Genomic DNA, 20,597 nt, shown 5'->3' with positions numbered 1-20,597 from the left:
TTGAAAATGCAATCGACTGCCCCCTCCCTTTACTGGCGGGGAACGGCGAGCCATAAGTAAAACAGCTTGTGCTACCATCGAGGCTCCCGATAAGAGACAAACAGAAAAAATGAGCGGATTAAAACAAGAGCTGGGGCTGGCGCAGGGTGTTGGATTACTCTCTACCTCGTTACTCGGCACCGGGGTCTTCGCCGTTCCGGCGCTTGCGGCGCTGGCGGCCGGTAACAGCAGCCTGTGGGCGTGGCCGTTACTCATCGTGCTGGTGTTCCCGGTGGCGATTGTCTTTGCCATTCTCGGACGCCACTTCCCCAGCGCTGGCGGCGTCGCCCACTTTGTCGGCATGGCGTTTGGTCCGCGTTTGCAGCGGGTGACTGGCTGGCTGTTTCTCTCGGTGATCCCGGTTGGGCTGCCTGCGGCACTGCATATCGCCGCCGGTTTCTGGCAGGGGCTCTTTGGCTGGCAGGGGCCGATGCTGCTGATGGCGGAGCTGATGACGCTGGCGCTGATCTGGCTTATCGGTACGCGCGGAGCGGGCTCCAGCGCCAACCTGCAATCGATTATCGCCGGGCTGATCGTTGCCCTGCTGGTCGCCATCTGGTGGCGCGGCGGCATTACGCTGCGCGATATCCCCTTCCCACCGCTCGGCGAGGTTTCCCTCTCTGAGATGTCCGCTTCATTAGCGGTGATGTTCTGGTGTTTTGTCGGGCTGGAGGCGTTCGCCCATCTCGCCTCGGAGTTCAAAAACCCGGAGCGGGATTTCCCCCGTGCGCTGATGATTGGCCTGCTGCTGGCGGGCACCGTCTACTGGGCCTGTACCGTGGCGGTGCTGAAGTTCGATCTCTGGCATCATCTCGGCGCAGCGGCGTCGCTGCCGGTGATTGTCGTCGATCTTTTTGGCAAGCAGGCGCTGTGGGTGGCCTGCATTATTGGCTATCTCGCCTGTTTCGCCAGCCTCAATATCTATATTCAGAGCTTCGCGCGGCTGGTGTGGTCGCAGGCCGCGTACAAGCCCGACAGCGCGCTGGCAAAACTCTCGGCGCGCCAGCTGCCGCTTAATGCCCTCAACGCGGTGATTCTCTGCTGCGTGGCCTGCACGCTGGCGATTTACGCCTTCAACATCAATCTCGACACGCTGATCATCTACGCCAACGGCATCTTTATCATGATCTACCTGCTCTGCATGCTGGCGGGCTGTCGCTTGCTGAAAGGGCGCTATAAGGCGCTGGCGATGTTGGGGAGCGTGCTCTGCCTGCTGTTGCTGATCATTCCAGGCTGGAAGAGTTTGTATGCGGTGGTGATGCTGGCGGCGCTGTGGCTCTTTTTACCGAAGCGGCGCACCACAACGGTTCGTTCTGTGTCGGAATAAAAAAATGCCCGGCGAGGCCGGGCAGCGGAGCTTAACGATCGTCTTTATGATCCAGACGGTTGTTGGGGTCATCTTTACGCTGATATTCGCCTTCAAAGGTGTCGCCACCGCCAAACCCGGCGCCTGCACCCGGCCCGCGCGAAAAGCGCAGGTGCGGCATCAGCTTGAGGGTGATCAGCTTCTGCACTGGCGGCACCAGCAGCAGCAGGCCGAGGAAGTCAGTAAAGAAACCGGGCAGCAGCAGCAACAGACCGGCGATCACCAGCGACACGCTCTTGATCATCTCGGCCGCCGGGCTTTCACCCGCCGCCATCTTCTGCTGCATCGCCATCAGATTTTTAAAGCCCTGGTTGCGCACCAGCGACATGCCGATAACCGAGGTGAAGAGCACCAGGATAAGGGTCATCAGCACGCCAAAGACGTGAGCCACCTGGATGAAGATCGAAATTTCGATGTAAACGTATAAGAAAAAAGCAATAAACGGTATCCAGCGCACTGGCTTCTCCTGTAAACGAGCAACGGTCATCTCACCGTTGCTAAAATGAGTCTGCGAAATCGCATAGGGATGAGATGGTGGCAAAGCTGGAAAATTCAATTTCACCGGCGGTGTAAAGTTTTGTTTGTTACGCAGCGGTGACTTATTTCACATATTGGTAATTATGATGGGTCCAGTAAGATAATAAGTGATCCCGATTACGGCAATTCGCCCGCGCCAGCATATAATTTCACTCTTCTGGCCGATTGAGGGAATAATCGTCGGTCGAAAAAGACACATAACCACATAAATATTGTGTGATTGGTGTATTCATTCGTAGCTTGAAAAAGAAGGTTCACATGTTAAACAACATTCGTATCGAAGAAGACTTGTTAGGTACCAGGGAAGTGCCAGCGGATGCCTACTACGGCGTGCATACTCTGAGAGCGATTGAAAACTTTTATATCAGCAACAACAAGATCAGCGACATCCCTGAGTTTGTTCGTGGCATGGTGATGGTGAAGAAAGCCGCAGCGCTGGCGAACAAAGAGCTGCAAACCATCCCTAAAAGTATTGCTAACGCTATTGTTGCCGCATGTGATGAGGTGCTGAACAACGGCAAATGCATGGACCAGTTCCCGGTTGACGTCTATCAGGGCGGCGCGGGTACCTCTGTGAACATGAACACCAACGAGGTGCTGGCAAACATCGGCCTTGAGCTGATGGGCCACCAGAAAGGGGAGTATCAGTTCCTCAACCCGAACGATCATGTCAACAAATGCCAGTCCACCAACGATGCCTACCCGACCGGGTTCCGCATCGCGGTCTACACCTCGGTGGTCAAACTGATCGACGCCATCAAACAGCTTGGCGAAGGCTTTGAAAACAAAGCGGTGGAGTTCAAAGATATCCTGAAAATGGGCCGTACCCAGCTGCAGGATGCGGTGCCGATGACCCTCGGCCAGGAGTTCCATGCCTTTAACGTGCTGCTGAATGAAGAGACCAAAAACCTGCTGCGTACCGCGGAACTGCTGCTCGAAGTGAACCTCGGCGCAACGGCTATCGGTACCCGCCTCAACACGCCGGATGGCTACCAGCAACTCGCCGTGCAGAAGCTGGCGGAAGTGAGCAACCTGCCGGTAGTGGCCGCAGAAGATCTGATCGAAGCGACCTCCGACTGCGGTGCCTATGTAATGGTGCACAGCTCGCTGAAACGCCTGGCGGTAAAACTGTCGAAAATCTGTAACGACCTGCGCCTGCTCTCCTCCGGGCCGCGCGCCGGGCTGAACGAGATTAACCTGCCGGAACTGCAGGCAGGCTCCTCTATCATGCCGGCCAAAGTGAACCCGGTTGTGCCGGAAGTGGTAAACCAGGTCTGCTTTAAAGTGATCGGTAACGACATCACCGTCACCATGGCTTCCGAAGCGGGTCAGCTGCAGCTGAACGTGATGGAGCCGGTGATTGGCCAGGCGATGTTCGAGTCGATCCACATCCTGACCAACGCCTGCTACAACCTGCTGGAAAAATGCATTAACGGCATCACCGCCAACAAAGAGGTGTGTGAAAGCTACGTCTATAACTCCATCGGTATCGTCACCTACCTCAACCCGTTTATCGGCCACCACAATGGCGATATCGTCGGCAAGATCTGCGCCGAAACCGGGAAGAGCGTGCGTGAAGTGGTGCTCGAGCGCGGATTGCTGACGGAAACGGAGCTGGATGATATCTTCTCTGCCCAGAACCTGATGCACCCGGCCTATAAAGCGAAACGCTATACCGATGAAAGCGAACAGTAACCTCCCCCCAGGTTAAAAAATATGAAAGGCACGTCCTCCGCGACGTGCCTTTTTCTTTTGGGTGGTTACTTACCAATAACAATTTCATATCACTTGGAAAACAAGGAAGCCCACTATGTTTGCTGCAGAGCTTGTCCTCGTCTTACTTGCCATCTACCTTGGCGCCAGGCTCGGGGGGATCGGCATTGGCTTTGCCGGTGGCCTCGGGGTGCTGGTGCTGACGCTCTTCTTTCAAATTCAACCCGGCGCCATTCCGTTTGACGTCATCGAGATCATCATGGCGGTCATCGCCGCGATTGCCGCCATGCAGGTGGCGGGCGGGATGGATTATTTAGTCAGCCTCGCCGAGCGCCTGCTGCGCCGCCATCCGAAGTACATCACCTTTCTCGCCCCGCTGGTCACCTGGTTTATGACCATTCTGGCGGGCACCGGCCACACAGCCTTCTCCACGCTGCCGGTGATCACCGAAGTGGCAAAAGAGCAGGGCATCCGCCCCTCGCGCCCGCTCTCTATCGCCGTGGTGGCGTCACAAATCGCCATTACCGCCTCGCCCATCTCTGCGGCAGTGGTCTTCTTTGCCGGTATTCTTGAACCGCTGGGCGTCAGCTACCTGACGCTGCTGGCGATCTGTATTCCCGTCACGCTGATTGCCGTGATGCTGACCGCCATTGTCTGTAACTTCCTCGGCTGCGAGCTGAAGGACGATCCGGTCTACCAGGAGCGGCTGGCGAAAGGGGAAGTGAAGCTGCGCGGTGAGCAGGTGTTCGCCCTGAAGCCCCACGCCAAACGCTCGGTGATGCTCTTTCTGGTCGGCATTATCGCCGTGATGCTCTACGCCACCGCCATCAGCCCGACGGTGGGGCTTATTGCCAACCCGGTGCTGCCGCGTAACGAAGCGATTGTGGTGTTTATGCTCACCATCGCCACGCTTATCTGCCTGAGCTGCAAAGTTGATACCGGCGAGATCCTCAACGCTGGCACCTTTAAATCCGGCATGAGCGCCTGTATCTGCGTGCTTGGCGTTGCGTGGCTCGGTGATACCTTCGTCAAACACCATATCGAAGATATCCAGATGGTGGCGGGCGATCTGCTCCACAGCTACCCGTGGCTGCTGGCGGTGGTGCTCTTCTTCGCCGCGACCCTGCTCTACTCGCAGGCGGCGACCACCAAAGCGCTGATGCCTGCCGCGCTGCTGCTTGGCGTTTCACCGCTGACCGCCGTGGCTTCCTTTGCCGCCGTGTCGGCGCTGTTTGTGCTGCCGACCTACCCGACGCTGCTGGCAGCGGTCGAGATGGATGACACCGGTTCAACGCGCATCGGCAAATTCGTCTTCAACCACCCCTTCCTGATCCCTGGCGTCATCGCCATCGCGCTCTGCGTGGTGCTCGGCTTTATCTTCGGCACTATCTTGTTGTAAAAGTCTATAAATCGGGCTGCCCGGCGGCCCGATCTTCCCGCGTCGCATGCTATAGTCCCTGCTTTCGCTTTCAGGAGGTTGAGAATGAACACGCCCGACGCCGTTGTTGTACTCTGCACCGCCCCGGATGAAGCCACCGCCCAGGATCTGGCGGCCAAAGCGCTGGCGGACAAACTCGCCGCCTGCGTGACGATCCTCCCCGGAGCAACCTCGCTCTACTACTGGGAAGGCAAACTGGAGCAGGAGTATGAAGTGCAACTGCTGCTGAAAACCGACGTCGCGCACCTGGACGATCTCTTCGCCTGCCTGAAATCGCATCACCCCTATCAAACCCCTGAACTGCTGGCGCTGCCGGTTTCTCACGGAGAGCACGACTACCTCACATGGCTCAACGCATCCTTACGCTGATCCTGCTGTTATGCAGCACATCCGCTTTCGCCGGGCTGTTCGACGCGCCCGGCCGCTCTGACTTTGTGCCTGCCGACCAGGCATTCACTTTTGATTTTCAACAGCATCAACATGACCTGACGCTCAACTGGCAGGTGAAAGAGGGTTACTACCTCTACCGCCAGCAGATCCGCGTCACGCCAGCGCAGGCGCAGATCGGCGCGCTCGAACTGCCCAAAGGCGAGATGCATGAAGATGAGTTCTACGGCAAAACCGAGATCTACCGCCAGAAGCTGAACCTGCCGCTACACATCGCGCAGGCGGGGAAAGGCGCGACGCTCACCGTCACTTATCAAGGCTGTGCCGATGCCGGTTTCTGCTACCCGCCGGAGACCAAAGTGGTGCCGCTGATGGAGGTCGCTGCCGCGCCGGTTGTTGAACCCAAAGCCGCACCAACGACTGAGACCGCGCCCGAGCGCCCGCTGCCCTTCTCCGCCCTCTGGGCGCTGCTGATCGGCATTGGTATCGCTTTCACCCCCTGCGTATTGCCGATGTACCCGCTGATCTCCGGCATTGTGCTCGGTGGCAAACAGCGCCTTGCCACGCCGCGCGCGCTGCTGCTGGCCTTTATCTACGTGCAGGGGATGGCGCTCACCTACACCGCGCTGGGGCTGGTGGTGGCCGCCGCCGGGCTGTCGTTCCAGGCCGCGCTGCAACACCCCTACGTGCTTATCGGCTTGTCGCTGCTGTTTAGCCTGCTGGCGCTGTCGATGTTCGGCCTCTTTAACCTGCAACTCCCCTCCGCGCTGCAAACCCGCTTAACGCTGTGGAGCAACCGCCAGCAGGGCGGCTCCGTCGGCGGCGTGTTTGCCATGGGGGCGATTGCCGGGCTTATCTGCTCGCCCTGCACCACCGCGCCGCTCAGCGCCATCCTGCTCTATATCGCCCAGAGCGGGAATCTGTGGCTCGGCGGCGGCACGCTCTACCTTTACGCCCTCGGCATGGGCCTGCCGCTGATCCTCGTGACGGTGTTCGGCAACCGCCTGCTGCCGAAAAGCGGGCCGTGGATGGAGCAGGTCAAAACCGCCTTTGGCTTTGTGATCCTCGCCCTGCCGGTCTTTTTACTGGAGCGCGTGCTGGGTGAAGCCTGGGGGCTGCGGCTCTGGTCATTGCTCGGCGTCGCCTTCTTCGGCTGGGCCTTTATCACCAGCCTCAACGCCACGCGCCCCATCATGCGGGTGCTGCAAATCGCCCTGCTCGGCGCGGCGCTGGTGTGCGCCCGTCCATTGCAGGACTGGGCCTTCGGCGCGCCCGCGGCCCAGGCCCATGCGCCGCTGGCCTTCACCTCAGTGAAAACCGTCGACGATCTCAACCGGGCGCTGGCGCAGGCCAACGATCGGCCTGTCATGTTGGATCTCTATGCTGACTGGTGCGTGGCCTGTAAAGAGTTTGAGAAGTACACCTTCAGCGACCCAAAGGTACAGGCGGCGCTGAAAAACACGCTGTTATTACAGGCCAACGTGACGGCTAATGACGCACAGGATGCCGCGCTTCTGCGCCATCTGAATGTGCTGGGGTTACCTACCCTGCTCTTTTTTGACGCGCAAGGGCGAGAGCAGCAAGCGGCCCGGGTGACCGGGTTTATGCCTGCCGACGCCTTTGCCGACCATTTGCGCAATCACGCCCCGTAAACAACACTTGGTGGGGTAGTTTGACGCAGTAACGGAGGAGACCACTGTGCAACGCGAAGACGTTTTAAGCCAGACATTGCAACTGCTTGAATTAAGAGGCATTGCGGACACCACTCTTGAAATGGTTGCCGAGCGCGTCGACTATCCGCTGGAGGAGTTCCGCCGTTTCTGGCCCGATAAAGAGGCGCTGCTCTATGATGCGCTGCGCTATTTAAGCCAGCAGATCGATACCTGGCGCCGCCAGCTGCTGCTGGATGAGAGCCTCAACCATGAACAAAAACTGCTGGCGCGTTACGCCGCGCTGACCGAGTGCGTGAGCAACAACCGCTATCCGGGCTGCCTGTTTATCGCCGCCTGCACCTTCTTCCCCGCGCCGGATCACCCGATTCATCAGCTGGCGGATCAGCAGAAGCTTGAAGCGTACAACTTCTCTCACAAGCTGCTGAACGAGCTGGAGGTGGACGATGCGGCGATGGTGGCGAAGCAGATGGAGCTGATCCTGGAAGGGTGTCTCAGCCGTATGCTGGTCAACCGCAGCCAGGCAGATGTCGACACCGCCCAGCGGCTGGCAGAGGATATTCTGCGCTTTGCCCGCTGCCGCAAGGGTGGCGCGCTGACCTAAGCGCTCAGCAGCCCCGCCCACGCGGAGATAAACAGACCCAGCGCCATCACGCGCTGGAAGGTGACGAGCGAGGCCGGGGTGCGAAAGAGTCGGTTCACGGCTTTGCCCAAAAGCGCCCAGCCGAACAGGCTCATCACCGAGATAATGAAAAAGAGCAGCGCCATCACCGAGACCTCGCGCAGCGGATGACCGCTGTGTGGGGCAAACAGGCTCACTACCGCTAACGCCATCATCCAGGTTTTCGGGTTAATAAGTTGCAGTATCGCCGCCGCGCGCGCAGTGAACGGCTGCTGCGCCTCGCCGTGCAGATCGGTGGCTGGTGCACGGAACAGCTGCCAGCTCATCCAGCTTAACCACACCACGCCTGCCCAACTCATCACCGTTCTCACCATTACGTGATCCTGCAATACCTCCCCTGCGCCCGCGCCGGAGAAAAACACAATCGCGCTGGCGGCGGCACAGCCGCTTATCACCGCGGGCAGCGTGGCTTTGACGCCGAAGCGCTGGCTGCTGGTGAGGATCAGGATATTGGTCGGGCCGGGAGTGATCGACGCGACAAAGGCAAAGAGTAAGTACGGCAGGAGGGTATACAGCAGGGTCATTGTCAGGCTCCTTTGGATATGAGCCTGTCAATGTCGCGTTATTTCGGGCCGTCGTCTGGAAGGTTTGTGCAGAGCCTGCGGTAGTGCGCAGGAGAGATACGATAAGCGCGCTGGAACCAGCGCCCGAGGTGGCTCTGATCGGCAAATCCCACGGCAGCAGCAACATCGGCGGGCTGATCGCCTCGCGCCAGCTGCGCCCGCGCGGTGGTAAGGCGCAATTGAACAAGCCAGGCGTGCGGGCTTAAACCGAACTCGCGCTTAAAACAGCGCGTCAACGTAAAGCGATCGGTGCCGGTTTCGCGCGCCAGGTCCGTTAAACCAATATTGTCACCGATATGCGCGTGAAGATAATCCCGCGCGCGGTGGGCAATCGCCACGCTCTGGATCTGCGTCGGGATGCGTTTGCGCCACTGGCAGTGGTGCGTCAGCTCGCCAAGCAGCGCATCCATCGTCCCCTGCTGGACAATGCGCATCTCGTCGCTGTGCAGCGCGGAGAAGGTTTGCGCAATGGTGCGAATCAGCCGCGGTTCACGGGCGATGGTATGGGAAAAGTGCAGCGCATAGCTGGAAGGCACCGCGTCATACAAGCCACGCAGCGTGGTGTTGAGCCAGCGATCGTCGAGGTAAAAAGTGAGATAGGTGAATCCGCCCTCTACCGGCGCATCACCATCGTGGATCTCGCCCGGCTCGAGTAAAAAAGCGTCCCCCGGTCGGCTATGGTGGCGCTCGCGGCGGCAGTGAAACTGCTGGGTGCCAGACAGGGTGATGCCCACCAGATAGCTGTCATGCCAGTGCGGATCAAACGCATGCCCTTCAAAATGGGCGCGGATGGTCTCAATCCCCGTATCCGCATGCTGTCGCAGCTCAAGCCAGTCTTTAGACATTTCGCCTCCGTATACTATCGAAAAATAGCATTCATCAACGATATGTAAAAGTCTGGAAGATTTGTGCAGCCGCCGATTTTCGGCGCGGTTTTGCGCGTTTTGCCGCAAAGTTGAGCAACTGAAAGGGATTTCGAGAAATTTGGTTGACGCCCACGGGCGATTACGGTTTAATGCCGCCCGTTGCCCGGATAGCTCAGTCGGTAGAGCAGGGGATTGAAAATCCCCGTGTCCTTGGTTCGATTCCGAGTCCGGGCACCACTTATTCATACACGGACGTCCACTGACGTCCGTTTTTTGTTTTAAAGTCAACAAACTATCTACTTTATCCCCCTCACTGACGTTCACTAACATTCATCAACATCCACATTGCCTTGATGGTATATCTGTTGGTATTGTTAGTTCGATACGTTTTGTACCATCACAGGGAGGGGTAAACGATGGCTCTCACTGATGTCAAAGTAAGAAATGCCAAGCCCGCTGACAAGCCAGTAAAGCTCACTGACGGCAACGGCATGCATCTTCTTATTCATCCCAATGGCTCCAAATACTGGCGTCTACAATACCGCTTTGCAGGAAAACAAAAGCTACTGGCTCTTGGGGTCTACCCTGCTGTATCTCTTGCTGATGCCCGTAACCGTAGAGATGATGCCAGAAGATTAATTGCTGCTGGTATTGACCCCTCTGAAAAGAAAAAATCTGAAAAGGTAGAGCAAAGCGACGCTCTTGCTTTTGAGTCCGTTGCCAGAGACTGGCATGCAAGCAACATCAACTGGTCAGAAACTCACGCAGAGAGAGTGCTGAACAGCCTTACCAACCATGTGTTCCCTGTTATTGGTAAACGAAACATTACCGACCTCAAAACCCGTGACCTACTCCAACCAATTAAGGCGGCTGAAAAGTCCGGGCATCTTGAGATTGCTGCTCGTCTCCAGCAACGTATCACCGCTATCATGCGATATGCTGTCCATAACAGTATTATTGATAGTAATCCTGCACAGGACTTAGCAGGTGCCATTGCAACAGCAAAACGAGTCCATCGCCCGGCTCTTCCATTTGAACGCATTACAGAGCTTCTCAGCCGTATTGAGAGCTATAGAGGAAGACAGCTAACCCGCCTTGCTGTTCGACTCACTTTACTGACTTTTGTTCGTTCAAGTGAGATGCGTTTTGCCCGTTGGTCTGAAATTGATTTCAAGAATGCGCTCTGGACGATACCTGCAGAACGTGACGAACTTCAAGGGGTGAAACACTCCAGCCGTGGCTCAAAGATGAAAACCCCTCACCTTGTTCCATTAAGCAAGCAGGCTTTAGCCACCTTGAGAGAAATTCAGAAGCTCAGTGGAGATCAGGAAATCATCTTCATTGGTGATCACTATGCTTATAAACCCATGAGTGAAAACACTATCAACAACGCGCTTCGTAAAATGGGCTATGACACCAAAACAGAAGTTTGTGGACATGGTTTCCGCTCTATGGCCTGTAGTGCCTTAATCGAATCCGGCTTATGGTCAAAAGATGCTGTAGAACGTCAGATGAGCCATCAGGAGCGTAACCATGTTCGCGCCGCTTACATCCATCTTGCTGAACATCTCGATGAGCGGAGGCTAATGCTACAGTGGTGGGCTGATTATCTTGATGCCAATCGAGAAAGAGCGGTCAGGCCGTTTGAGTTTGCCCACAGGTGAACACTTTGAGTTAGAAAATTACTGCTAACTGCTTGATAACCTATCACATAACTGCATGTAACTCTTTGTTTTGAATGTGTTTGAATGGCCATCATTGGTTGATGGCTACTACATCATTCTATTATGATTTTTCAGCAATATTTGATATCGTAGCAGTATTAAATACCGAGGAATAACCATGATATCAGGTCTTAATGGTGGAAATTTTATCCTTAGCTCGATGGCTAAGGAAAGAGTCAAATCAGGTCTACTTGATAGAGCAACAATAGAAGGCTCTAAAGGGGAGTATACCGTGATTTTTGATAGTTCAGAGTGGGAAGGTAAGCCATTAGTCTTAAGTAGCTCCAGACAGCCTTACGAAGCACGAGTTTTCAAAAGTATAGATGGTGCAGCTGCAGAACTACTACGCATAGGCTTAAGTGAAGTTTCAATCAAAAACACCACTAAATCGAACAATAAATAATCAGGTTTAAAATGGATATGCAAAAAGAAACGATTTTTTCAGAAGTTGAAACTGCTAACAGTAAGCAGATTGCTGTTTTGAAGGCTAACTTTCCGCAGTGTTTTGATAAAAACGGAGCGTTTATTCAAGAAAAGCTGCTTGAGATCGTTAAATCATCAGATGTTGAACTCTCTAAAGAATCATACAGCTTAAACTGGCTGGGTAAGTCCTATGCCCGGCTGTTGGCTAACCTACCACCGAAGACTTTGCTGACAGAAGATAAAGACCATAACCAACGAGATGAGAACAAAAATAGCCAAAATCTGTTAATCAAAGGTGACAATCTCGAAGTATTAAAGCATATGATTAATGCTTATACGGAGGAGGTTAAAATGATTTATATTGACCCGCCATATAACACGGGTTCTGATGGGTTCACCTATAAGGATGATCGCAAGTTTACGCCTGAACAGCTTTCTGAGCTGGCTGGTATTGGTCTTGATGAAGCTACACGCATTCTTGAATTTACTACAAAAGGCTCAAGCAGCCATAGTGCATGGCTGACGTTTATTTATCCACGTTTATATGTAGCTAAAGAATTAATGTGTGATGAAGGCGTTATATGCATTTCGATTGATGAAAACGAACATTCCCAATTAAAAATATTGTGCGATGAAGTTTTTGGTGAGCATAATTTTATCACTGACTTTGTGTGGAAGAATAAAAAAGGTGGCGGAAATGATTCTGTTCATGTAGCAATTGAACATGAGTATATTTTAATGTACTCAAAAAATAAAAGTAGTCTTGAGCGCTTGTTTGAAACGTACAAGCCAGAGTATTTGTCAAGATACAATCAAGAAGATAATGAATCAAAATATTATTGGGACACGTTTAAAAGAAAATCAGGGAAACAATATTATCCAATAACTTGCCCTGATGGTACAGTGCTTGAATATGATGATAACGGTAATAAGATTAGCTGGCTTCGCTCAAGAAATAGATTTGAAAGTGATTTAGAAAAAGGAGACGTCAGATTAATCCAAAAGGAAGATGGAGGTTGGTCCGTACAATTTAAACAACGATTACCAAAAGGGAAAAAACCAAGATCAATTCTCATTAATGAAACTTTACTTGATAAATCAGGTACAACTAGCGATGGAAGTAGTGATTTGTTAGATTTGTTTGATTTTCATCCATTCGATAATCCAAAACCTTTAAAGTTACTATCTGATTTGATTAACATAGTTGTTTCTGATGGCGATTATGTTCTTGATTTTTTTGGTGGTTCAGGTTCAACAGCTCATGCAATCTTAGAATTGAACAAAAATGACAATGCCGATAGAAAGTTTATATTGGTGCAAATTGATGAAAAACTGAAAAATGATGATTTTGCGTACGATAAAGGATATAAAACAATCTTTGATATTACAAAAGATAGAATCATCAAGGCCGGAGAAAAGATAAAAAAAGCAAATCCAGATTATAATAGAGATATTGGTTTCAAAATCTTTGAAACAGTAAATGATTTCCGTGCGAAAAATGAATCAGAGCTAACACTTTCTAACCTTAGTTTCTTCGATGATGTTGTATTGACTCCTGAACAGTATGACACCTTATTAACTACATGGTGTGTGTATGATGGTAGTTTGTTAACAACACCAATTGAAGATGTTGATCTTGATGGCTACAAAGCACACTTATGCGATGGTCGTTTGTATCTGATTGCGCCTAACTTTACCAGTAAGCCACTGAAAGCATTACTTCTAAAACTGGATTCAAACAAAGACTTTGCCCCTAACAAAGTTGTGATTTATGGCAGCAACTTTGAAAGCGCAAAACAGATGGAACTCAATGAAGCTTTAAAAAGTTATGCTAATAAAAAAGCGATTGATTTAGATTTGGTGGTGAGGAATTAATTATGTCAAAAGGGTTCACATTCGAAAAGAACTTACCCCATCAAAAGGCAGGTGTTGACGCGGTGATGAATGTTTTTGTTTCCGCAACACCTCATCAGACGGATAATGTTGCTATCCGCCTGTTAGCTAATCCTGAATTGCGACTTACTGAACAGCTATACTACAACAACATAAAAAATGTTCAGAAGTTCAATGGTATTGAGCACTCAAAAGATAATTACGATGCTAAAAGCAACGTAATTGATGTTTCTATGGAGACAGGTACAGGTAAAACTTATACTTACACCAAAACAATTTTTGACCTGAACAAATCATTTGGTATTAACAAGTTTATCATCATTGTTCCTACCCTATCTATCAAAGCAGGAACAGTTAACTTTTTAAAAAGCGATGCTTTAAAAGAACACTTTAGAGACGATTACGAGCGTGAACTAAAAACTTACGTTGTTGAAAGCCAGAAAAGTTCGGGTAAAAATACAAAATCGTATATGCCTCAAGCTATCCATGATTTTGTTGAAGCAAGTAATTTCAATAAGAAATATATACACGTTCTTGTGATCAACTCAGGGATGATTAACTCTAAGTCTTTGACTGACACTTATGATGTTGGCTTGCTTGATAATCAGTTTGATACCCCATTTTCTGCACTTAGTGCGATAAAACCATTCATTATCATTGATGAGCCTCATAAATTTCCTACTGGTAAAAAGACATGGGAAAATATTGAAAAATTTAATGCTCAATATATCATCCGCTATGGCGCAACCTTTAGTGAAGGCTATAAAAACTTAGTTTATCGTCTTACAGCCGTAGATGCATTCAATGAAGATCTTGTTAAAGGTATTGATGCATACATTGAGGATATTGTTGGTGATGGTAATGCCAACCTCAAGTTCGTCAAGTCTGACGGAAAAGAAGCTACATTTGAACTGAACGAAAATAGTAATAAAAAAACATTTAAGTTAGCCAAAGGTGAATCACTATCTAAGACGCATAGTGCGATCCATGATTTAACTCTTGACGCTTTAAATAAGAATACAGCAGTGTTGAGTAATGGTATTGAGCTAAAAATTGGTAGCTCGATAAACCCCTATTCTTATGATCAGACACTTGCTGATAACATGATGCGTAAAGCTGTCAAAGAACACTTTAAGTTAGAAAAAGAGTATCTGACACAAAGGCCACGCATAAAGCCTCTTACTCTTTTCTTCATTGATGACATTGAAGGCTATCGTGATGGTAATGATATTGCCGGAAGCCTGAAAACTAAATTCGAAGAATACGTTTTGGCAGAAGCTAATGAACTGTTAAAAACAGAGAAAGATGAGTTTTATAGAAACTTCCTTGAAAAAACTGTTAAGGATATATCTTCTGTTCATGGTGGTTATTTTTCAAAAGATAATAGTGATAAAGATGATAAAATTGAGCAGGAAATCAACGAAATCCTTCATGATAAAGAGCTGCTATTGTCTTTAGAAAATCCTCGCCGTTTCATTTTCTCTAAATGGACATTGCGTGAGGGATGGGATAACCCAAATGTCTTTCAGATTTGTAAGCTCCGTTCGAGCGGTAGCACCACATCTAAACTTCAAGAGGTAGGGCGTGGTTTACGTCTTCCAGTGAATGAATACATGTGCCGTGTGAAGGACCGCAATTTTACTCTCAACTATTATGTTGATTTTACAGAAAAAGATTTTGTCGATTCTCTTGTCAAAGAGGTCAACGATAGCTCTTTCAAAGAAACTGTGCCAAGTAAGTTTACTCAAGAACTTAAGGATAAAATACTATCTCAGTATCCTGAGCTTTCATCCAGAACACTCATGAATGAAATTTTTGATGATGGGATCATTGATGATAATGACAACTTCAAAGATTCAGATGCCTATAGCCGCTTAAAAGCCAAATATCCGACAGCATTCCCTACAGGAGTGAAACCAAGCAAAATTAAAAAAGCCACTGATGGAAAAAGACGTACTAAAATGCGTGTTGGTAAGTTCAGTGAACTGAAAGAACTATGGGATTTGATAAATCAAAAAGCAGTGATTGAGTATAAAATAAATAGCGAAAATGAATTCTTATCCATTTTCAAGTCATTTATGCTCGAAGAAACAGAAAGATTCACTAAATCAGGCGTTCATACTCGCATTGATAGAATTTATATTCATAATGATACGGCAATGTCGAAAAGTATCGTCAGTGATGATGATAACTTTGCCAAACTAAACACAATGAGCTATCGGGAATTTCTTGATAACTTGTCACAAACTATTTTTGCTAAACACGACACTTTACATAAGGTTTTTTGTGATATAAAAGACACTATCAATATCACTGAATACCTGAACATTCAAACAATCAGAAAGATTAAATCTGGTTTTAGCAAGTATTTGTTGAACAATTCATTTAACAAATTCAGCCTTGGATATAATGTGATTTCAGGTTCAATTCATCCTACAAAGTTCACTAATGCAGACGGTGAGCCTGTGAGTGAGGTATTATCAAGTGATCTTGGTATATTGAATGACAACACAAAACCACCGTTGGATTCTTATCTTTTTGAAGAAGTCTTTTATGACTCAGAGCTTGAAAGGCTCAACATAACAGATGGAGAGATCCAGTCTGTAGCTGTTTTTACAAAGATACCGAAGAACTCTATTAAAATTCCGGTAGCAGGTGGATACACGTATTCCCCAGACTTTGCTTATGTCGTCAAAACAACAAGCGGTGATTACTTAAACTTTATTATCGAAACAAAAAATGTAGATGGGAAGGATAGTTTAAGACTTGAAGAAGAACGTAAGATAAAACATGCACAAGCACTATTCAGTCAAATAAGTAAATCTGTCAAAGTCGAGTTTAGAACACAATTTTCTGCAGACAAAATAGTCGAACTGATTAAACAAGTTGGATGATAACATTTTTTAAATGGAAAAGGGCCTTACGGCCCTTTCGTTTTCCCTTGAAGGGAACTCTCCATTGGAGAGAATACATATCCCCACACTTGGGGCAAATCAATCAGCCCATTGGACTGTAAACACCTCCCCATATGTGGGGCAATCAGACACTTCGTTTAAGTGAATGTTCTCAAGGAACACTTATTAAATACAATATTAAATATCGATTGTCAAATATATTTCCTGTATTTGAAAAATATTATCCATAGCCACCAATCACAAATAAATTTAATGCTCCATAAAAGTCTGGAGGATCAAAACAAATTCCTGATGCCTTATCTCTTTTATATCTTATGTTATATTTATGAATATGAGGACAAGGTATATAACAACCAGAGAGCATTTTAAAAGGCTGCTATTAGCTGACACTCCTTTCCCCGTTGCTGTTTCCTATAAAAGAGCCAGAGATAGATAATAGCATTTTTATTTCTATCCTATTCACTCTGGATCGATCGGCTCACAGCTTATTAGGGCGCTCGGAACATCAACATAGGATAAAACACCTACCATTTAAATAAATCATAAGATTATACATGTCAAGCTAAAGCATCAAATTATATAAAAGTTTCTCACGGCTATAGACACTTCACTTCTGCCTCCCAACCATATCCTCAAGAAACCTTTTTCCTCGTAATTTTAATCTTGCTTTATCTTCAATGCTAATATTCGATGAATGTAATATCAGTCCTAATATTAATTCTTTATCCACTTCTTCTACTTTACAGCCAAAAGCTTTAGCTACTTCTGCACCCAAAATGATCTTTAAGCGTGTCTCTGCGCTCTTGGATAGAGATTTTTCTTTACTCTTAAGGCGATTCAGACGCATTTGAGCTGATGCTATTTTTTGCTTAATGGTTTTTTCTGATCTCGGCTTTCTACCTTTATCATCCGTATTCATAATTACTTTTCCTTTTAGTTGTCAAAAACATGGAATACAATTAAAAAAGGAAAAGGTCAAACCGTAGGCAGAAGGTTGAATACTTTTTATTCCAGATTAAATAAAGCAGCGCGAGATGATTGTTCAAAACAATCACATTGCTGGAACAGGGTTCATCCCTGTTAATGATAGGATTTATCCCGAAAAATCATGTTTTGTTTTTAAAAATATGATATCAGTAATCTCAAAATAAAAACATGCAACACATACGAATGCAGGCACTAACATTAATTACCTGATACTCTCCGCGTTACTTATTTTATTGAATCAATGAAAACAATTTCACCTCTTGCTTTTTGACTCTGATTTCTGGTCTTAACCTGTGAATTGTGCAACACATAAAAGTATTTATAATTTTCACTATTTATCTTAAATTCTGCTTTCCCGCCTTACGGCGGGAGACTAATTTAACTACTTTTGCCCTTACGGGCGTTTTCTAAACACCAGAATCCAATATTATTATCCTACCTCAACCGTTTATCCGATTCCTACCTTTTTAATTTCACAGTCTGTAAAACTAGAGTTATTATTTAACTATAGAAAAACTTAAAACATTGTCGTTATTTTTAGCTCCTTTAGGAGATATAAAAATAAAGCAATGCCCACCTATACACTCACTTCGTGAGCGTGTGGGGTCTACCGACGGTTGCCTGCCGCAGGCTAACACCGTTTCCTTCGGAAACAAGGTCAACGTCAACACCAGAGTTTTTCTTACGAAAAACTAAAACCAACTGAGTCGTATTGGAGATTTATATTTTGGTTTGATAGTTAAATTTATTTTGAGGTTGTTTTTATTATATGGCTATTTTTCATCTTGATTTTAAAATTGTGAAACGTTCTGAAGGTAGATCTTCCGTTGCGAAAGCTGCCTATCATGCTCGTACACGTATAACAGATGAAAGAACAGGTGATACCTATGATTATAGTCGCCGTACTGATTTGTACGGGCATTTCATATTAGCACCTGTTAATGCTCCAGAACATATTGTTAAAGATTCTACAGCATTGTGGAATGAAGTTGAACGGGTCGAGCGTCAGCAAAATGGTCAAACAGCTCGTTATTTCGATGTTGCGATCCCCTCTGAGCTAACCAATGATGATAAGAAAAAACTTGTCCTTGAGTATTGCCAGAAAAATTTCGTTGATAAAGGCATGATTGCCGACATCGCTTTTCATGATCTTGATAGCGACAACCCACATGCTCACGTTATGTTGACATTAAAAACTATAGGACCAGAAGGTTTTGGTAAAAAGGAAAGAAGCTGGAACGACAGAAAAATGTCTGTTTTATGGCGTGAATCATGGTCAGCTATGGCTAACAGCTACCTCGCTGCCGCTGGCTCGTCAGAACGTATTGACCATCGCTCTCTCCAAGCCCAGCATGAGGAAGCATTAGAGAAAGCAGCGGTTGCTCTGGACAATGAAGAACAAGCGCTATGGCTAGCTAAAGCCGCTGAAACAAACCGCCCTGCCATGAAGCGTATTCATAGTGGTAAATGGCGAACTAAATTTGCTCAAGAGCAAAGAACCGCAGAACAAGCTGTTCGTGATGCTGCCAAGCAAGAAGCCGTTGAAGTCTACAAGACCTTCAGTGAACTTGATCTTGAAATCGTCGTTGATGCCAGAAGCTTCACTGTAGCTGCTCTTGCTGAACCAGAAGAGATCGTATTACCAGAAACGCGTTCCGGCTCTTCTACTCATGAAACACAAAGACCTGTATTGGTAGCACCAGCACCTCATACTCGTATGCGTGGCGTTAAATCCTATCGTGATAAGTCCAAAGTCAGTAAGGTTGTTGCTGGTAAAAAACCCTCGGTCAGTATTTCTGATACTGGAACAAATACTATTCTGAAAAAATCCTCCTCGCAAAATCCAAACAGGGCATTCAGAAGCGCCCCTGAACGAGTTAAGAGGAAACAGCCTATTTCGCGTCAGGATAATATTTTTAAACGCTTCACTGCCCTTTTAGTTGATTTTATCAGAGATAAATTCATATGGGCTAAAACGAACAAAACTAAAGTTGATATTATCAGTGAAGAACATGATAAACGTATTGCTGAAAACTATGTCTTTGATGAGGTATTAGGTCTTCGTGTTTTACGTAATGAATATGAGAAACAAGCTAAATTTAACCACGATGATTACAAGCCAACACCGGATGAGATCAGCCGTTTCCCAAGTCGTCAGAAAAATACACATTCGGTAAGCGACCACGATGTGAAATTATATACACAAGAACTTACTGAGCACTCAACGTTCAGTTCCCCTAAACTAAAGCATTCAAAATATAAATAAAAAATACATTCCCTTTCACAAAAATAAACCCTTGTCTCAAAACAAAATTTGGGATAGCATTAAACCGTTTTAAATACATAATGGACTAATGCTTTGAAAAAGATCTATTTAGATTATAATATTTTTTTAGATATTTTAGAGAGAGAGACATCTGATTTTTCATCAATTTTAAAAAATAAAGAATTCACTTTCGTGTATTCACCAGCACATATAGAAGAAGTTGCCAGAGGAATTCAATCTGGTAGAGTTGATATGGATAAATCCCTGAAAAACCTGAGTGGCATTGGTGAACTGACAAATAACACCGAGCTATTTCCATATTATAATGATGGCAGCAATGTTCTTGAAGCTCCTTTTGGAAAAAAAGGGATAATTGTAATTCGTGAAAGGCCATTGGATTGTTTCACTCGTGTTTATGATAATATTGCGTCAAACGCACACGCAGAAAAATCCCAAAAGGAAGTACTCAATGATGGGCATAATAAATTTAAATTAACATCCAGTAAAGAAAAAGAAACTCTTTTAGATTCAATAAACAAAAAGAATCCGATAGATATATTAACTCTCTCAAAAAATAAAAACATATTAATTCACGGTTTTATTTCACTACAATCAAAAGCTGATGCCTCACAGGAACTAATAAGCAATGGACTTTCTTTACACCCTTATGATGAAAACATAAATCGGTTAGTCGAGAGAGTAGCCCAATACAAAATAGAGACTACTAACGGATACTACAACTTCTTAGCTAATGAATTATTATCTGACCCATCAAAATGCTTTTATAAAATGAAAGGCGTGTTTAGTTTTATAGAAAATATGATTGATATTGTCATGAGGGAACTTATGCGGCATGGATATAAACTTGAACCTTTGAGAAAGACCGAGTCAAGTCTCCATGACCATACTCATGCTATATATGCTACTGCATGTGATTATTTCATAAGCAAAGATCGTCGATTTATTGAAAAAACAAAAGCCACATATTCCTATCTTGGAGTTAAAACAATCGTGGTTGATGCAAACACACCCGAATGGCATTCAAAAATACTATAACACTTGCACTTTAAATACTTACAATTAAATAAAACAAACCACACCTTAATGTTTAGATGTAGTTTGTTTTGA

General features: G+C 47.1%; 16 protein-coding genes and 1 tRNA gene. 13 read left to right on the top strand and 4 right to left on the bottom strand.

Features of this window, described 5'->3' with window-relative positions; all coding sequences use genetic code 11:
• Positions 1 to 109 precede the first annotated feature (109 nt).
• The gene (yjeH, locus tag ABIC80_RS10810; RefSeq protein WP_042718492.1) at positions 110 to 1,366 is read left to right on the top strand and encodes an L-methionine/branched-chain amino acid transporter; all 1,257 of its coding nucleotides are present in this window, start codon (positions 110 to 112) and stop codon (positions 1,364 to 1,366) included.
• A 31-nt stretch (positions 1,367 to 1,397) separates the two neighbouring features.
• Here the strand turns inward: yjeH and ABIC80_RS10805 are convergent, their stop codons facing one another.
• Positions 1,398 to 1,862 (bottom strand): FxsA family protein, encoded by a 465-nt coding sequence (locus tag ABIC80_RS10805; RefSeq protein WP_042718491.1) that lies wholly within the window; start codon positions 1,860 to 1,862, stop codon positions 1,398 to 1,400.
• 338 nt (positions 1,863 to 2,200) lie between these two features.
• On the opposite strand from ABIC80_RS10805, the gene aspA reads away from it, so the two are divergent.
• From aspA to ABIC80_RS10780, 5 genes are all read left to right on the top strand, one after another.
• Positions 2,201 to 3,637: an aspartate ammonia-lyase gene (gene aspA / locus ABIC80_RS10800; RefSeq protein ID WP_023478344.1), complete on the top strand. Its 1,437-nt coding sequence runs from the start codon at positions 2,201 to 2,203 to the stop codon at positions 3,635 to 3,637.
• 115 nt (positions 3,638 to 3,752) lie between these two features.
• Positions 3,753 to 5,054, top strand: a complete 1,302-nt coding sequence (locus ABIC80_RS10795; RefSeq protein ID WP_094419171.1) for an anaerobic C4-dicarboxylate transporter — start codon at positions 3,753 to 3,755, stop codon at positions 5,052 to 5,054.
• An 84-nt stretch (positions 5,055 to 5,138) separates the two neighbouring features.
• Positions 5,139 to 5,462 (top strand): divalent cation tolerance protein CutA, encoded by a 324-nt coding sequence (gene cutA, locus ABIC80_RS10790; protein ID WP_042718488.1) that lies wholly within the window; start codon positions 5,139 to 5,141, stop codon positions 5,460 to 5,462.
• On the top strand, positions 5,438 to 7,132 hold the full coding sequence (locus ABIC80_RS10785; protein WP_429177078.1) for a protein-disulfide reductase DsbD: 1,695 nt from the start codon (positions 5,438 to 5,440) through the stop codon (positions 7,130 to 7,132). Before cutA ends, ABIC80_RS10785 begins: the two co-directional genes overlap by 25 nt.
• Before the next feature lie 46 nt (positions 7,133 to 7,178).
• A complete protein-coding gene (locus ABIC80_RS10780) occupies positions 7,179 to 7,754 on the top strand; it encodes a transcriptional regulator (protein WP_042718485.1) in 576 nt (191 codons plus the stop codon).
• Here ABIC80_RS10780 and ABIC80_RS10775 read toward each other — a convergent pair.
• Both ABIC80_RS10775 and ABIC80_RS10770 read right to left on the bottom strand, forming a co-directional pair.
• The gene (locus ABIC80_RS10775; RefSeq protein ID WP_124970485.1) at positions 7,751 to 8,356 is read right to left on the bottom strand and encodes a LysE family translocator; all 606 of its coding nucleotides are present in this window, start codon (positions 8,354 to 8,356) and stop codon (positions 7,751 to 7,753) included. The two genes, ABIC80_RS10780 and ABIC80_RS10775, sit on opposite strands and share 4 nt — an antisense overlap.
• Before the next feature lie 38 nt (positions 8,357 to 8,394).
• A complete protein-coding gene (locus ABIC80_RS10770) occupies positions 8,395 to 9,240 on the bottom strand; it encodes an AraC family transcriptional regulator (RefSeq protein WP_200580388.1) in 846 nt (281 codons plus the stop codon).
• A gap of 182 nt (positions 9,241 to 9,422) precedes the next feature.
• Here ABIC80_RS10770 and ABIC80_RS10765 point away from each other — a divergent pair.
• The 5 genes from ABIC80_RS10765 (at position 9,423) to ABIC80_RS10745 (ending at position 16,195) form a co-directional block, all read left to right on the top strand.
• Positions 9,423 to 9,498 (top strand) — tRNA-Phe (locus ABIC80_RS10765).
• 179 nt (positions 9,499 to 9,677) lie between these two features.
• Positions 9,678 to 10,925 carry a tyrosine-type recombinase/integrase gene (locus ABIC80_RS10760; RefSeq protein WP_429177076.1) on the top strand — a complete coding sequence of 416 codons (1,248 nt, stop codon included), beginning with the start codon at positions 9,678 to 9,680 and terminating at the stop codon, positions 10,923 to 10,925.
• A 178-nt stretch (positions 10,926 to 11,103) separates the two neighbouring features.
• On the top strand, positions 11,104 to 11,388 hold the full coding sequence (locus ABIC80_RS10755; protein ID WP_080396139.1) for a hypothetical protein: 285 nt from the start codon (positions 11,104 to 11,106) through the stop codon (positions 11,386 to 11,388).
• Between the two features lie 11 nt (positions 11,389 to 11,399).
• The gene (locus tag ABIC80_RS10750) at positions 11,400 to 13,283 is read left to right on the top strand and encodes a site-specific DNA-methyltransferase (RefSeq protein ID WP_429177073.1); all 1,884 of its coding nucleotides are present in this window, start codon (positions 11,400 to 11,402) and stop codon (positions 13,281 to 13,283) included.
• Positions 13,284 to 13,285: 2 nt separating this feature from the next.
• Complete coding sequence (locus ABIC80_RS10745; protein WP_429177071.1) at positions 13,286 to 16,195, top strand: type III restriction-modification system endonuclease; 2,910 nt, start codon at positions 13,286 to 13,288, stop codon at positions 16,193 to 16,195.
• A 628-nt stretch (positions 16,196 to 16,823) separates the two neighbouring features.
• Here ABIC80_RS10745 and ABIC80_RS10740 read toward each other — a convergent pair.
• Positions 16,824 to 17,135, bottom strand: a complete 312-nt coding sequence (locus tag ABIC80_RS10740) for a conjugal transfer protein TraD (protein ID WP_429177068.1) — start codon at positions 17,133 to 17,135, stop codon at positions 16,824 to 16,826.
• A gap of 837 nt (positions 17,136 to 17,972) precedes the next feature.
• Between ABIC80_RS10740 and mobQ the strand changes: the two genes are divergently transcribed.
• Together mobQ and ABIC80_RS10730 are read left to right on the top strand one after the other, a co-directional pair.
• Entirely contained in the window at positions 17,973 to 19,469 is a 1,497-nt protein-coding gene (gene mobQ, locus ABIC80_RS10735) for a MobQ family relaxase (protein ID WP_429177067.1), read from the top strand.
• 93 nt (positions 19,470 to 19,562) lie between these two features.
• Positions 19,563 to 20,525: a hypothetical protein gene (locus ABIC80_RS10730; protein WP_429177065.1), complete on the top strand. Its 963-nt coding sequence runs from the start codon at positions 19,563 to 19,565 to the stop codon at positions 20,523 to 20,525.
• Positions 20,526 to 20,597 lie beyond the last annotated feature (72 nt).

It is taken from the genome of Kosakonia sp. 1610, assembly GCF_050435845.1.
GTDB lineage: Bacteria > Pseudomonadota > Gammaproteobacteria > Enterobacterales > Enterobacteriaceae > Kosakonia > Kosakonia cowanii.
Note: the sequence above shows the minus strand (reverse complement) of the source record. Positions and strands in the feature narration are given on the sequence as shown.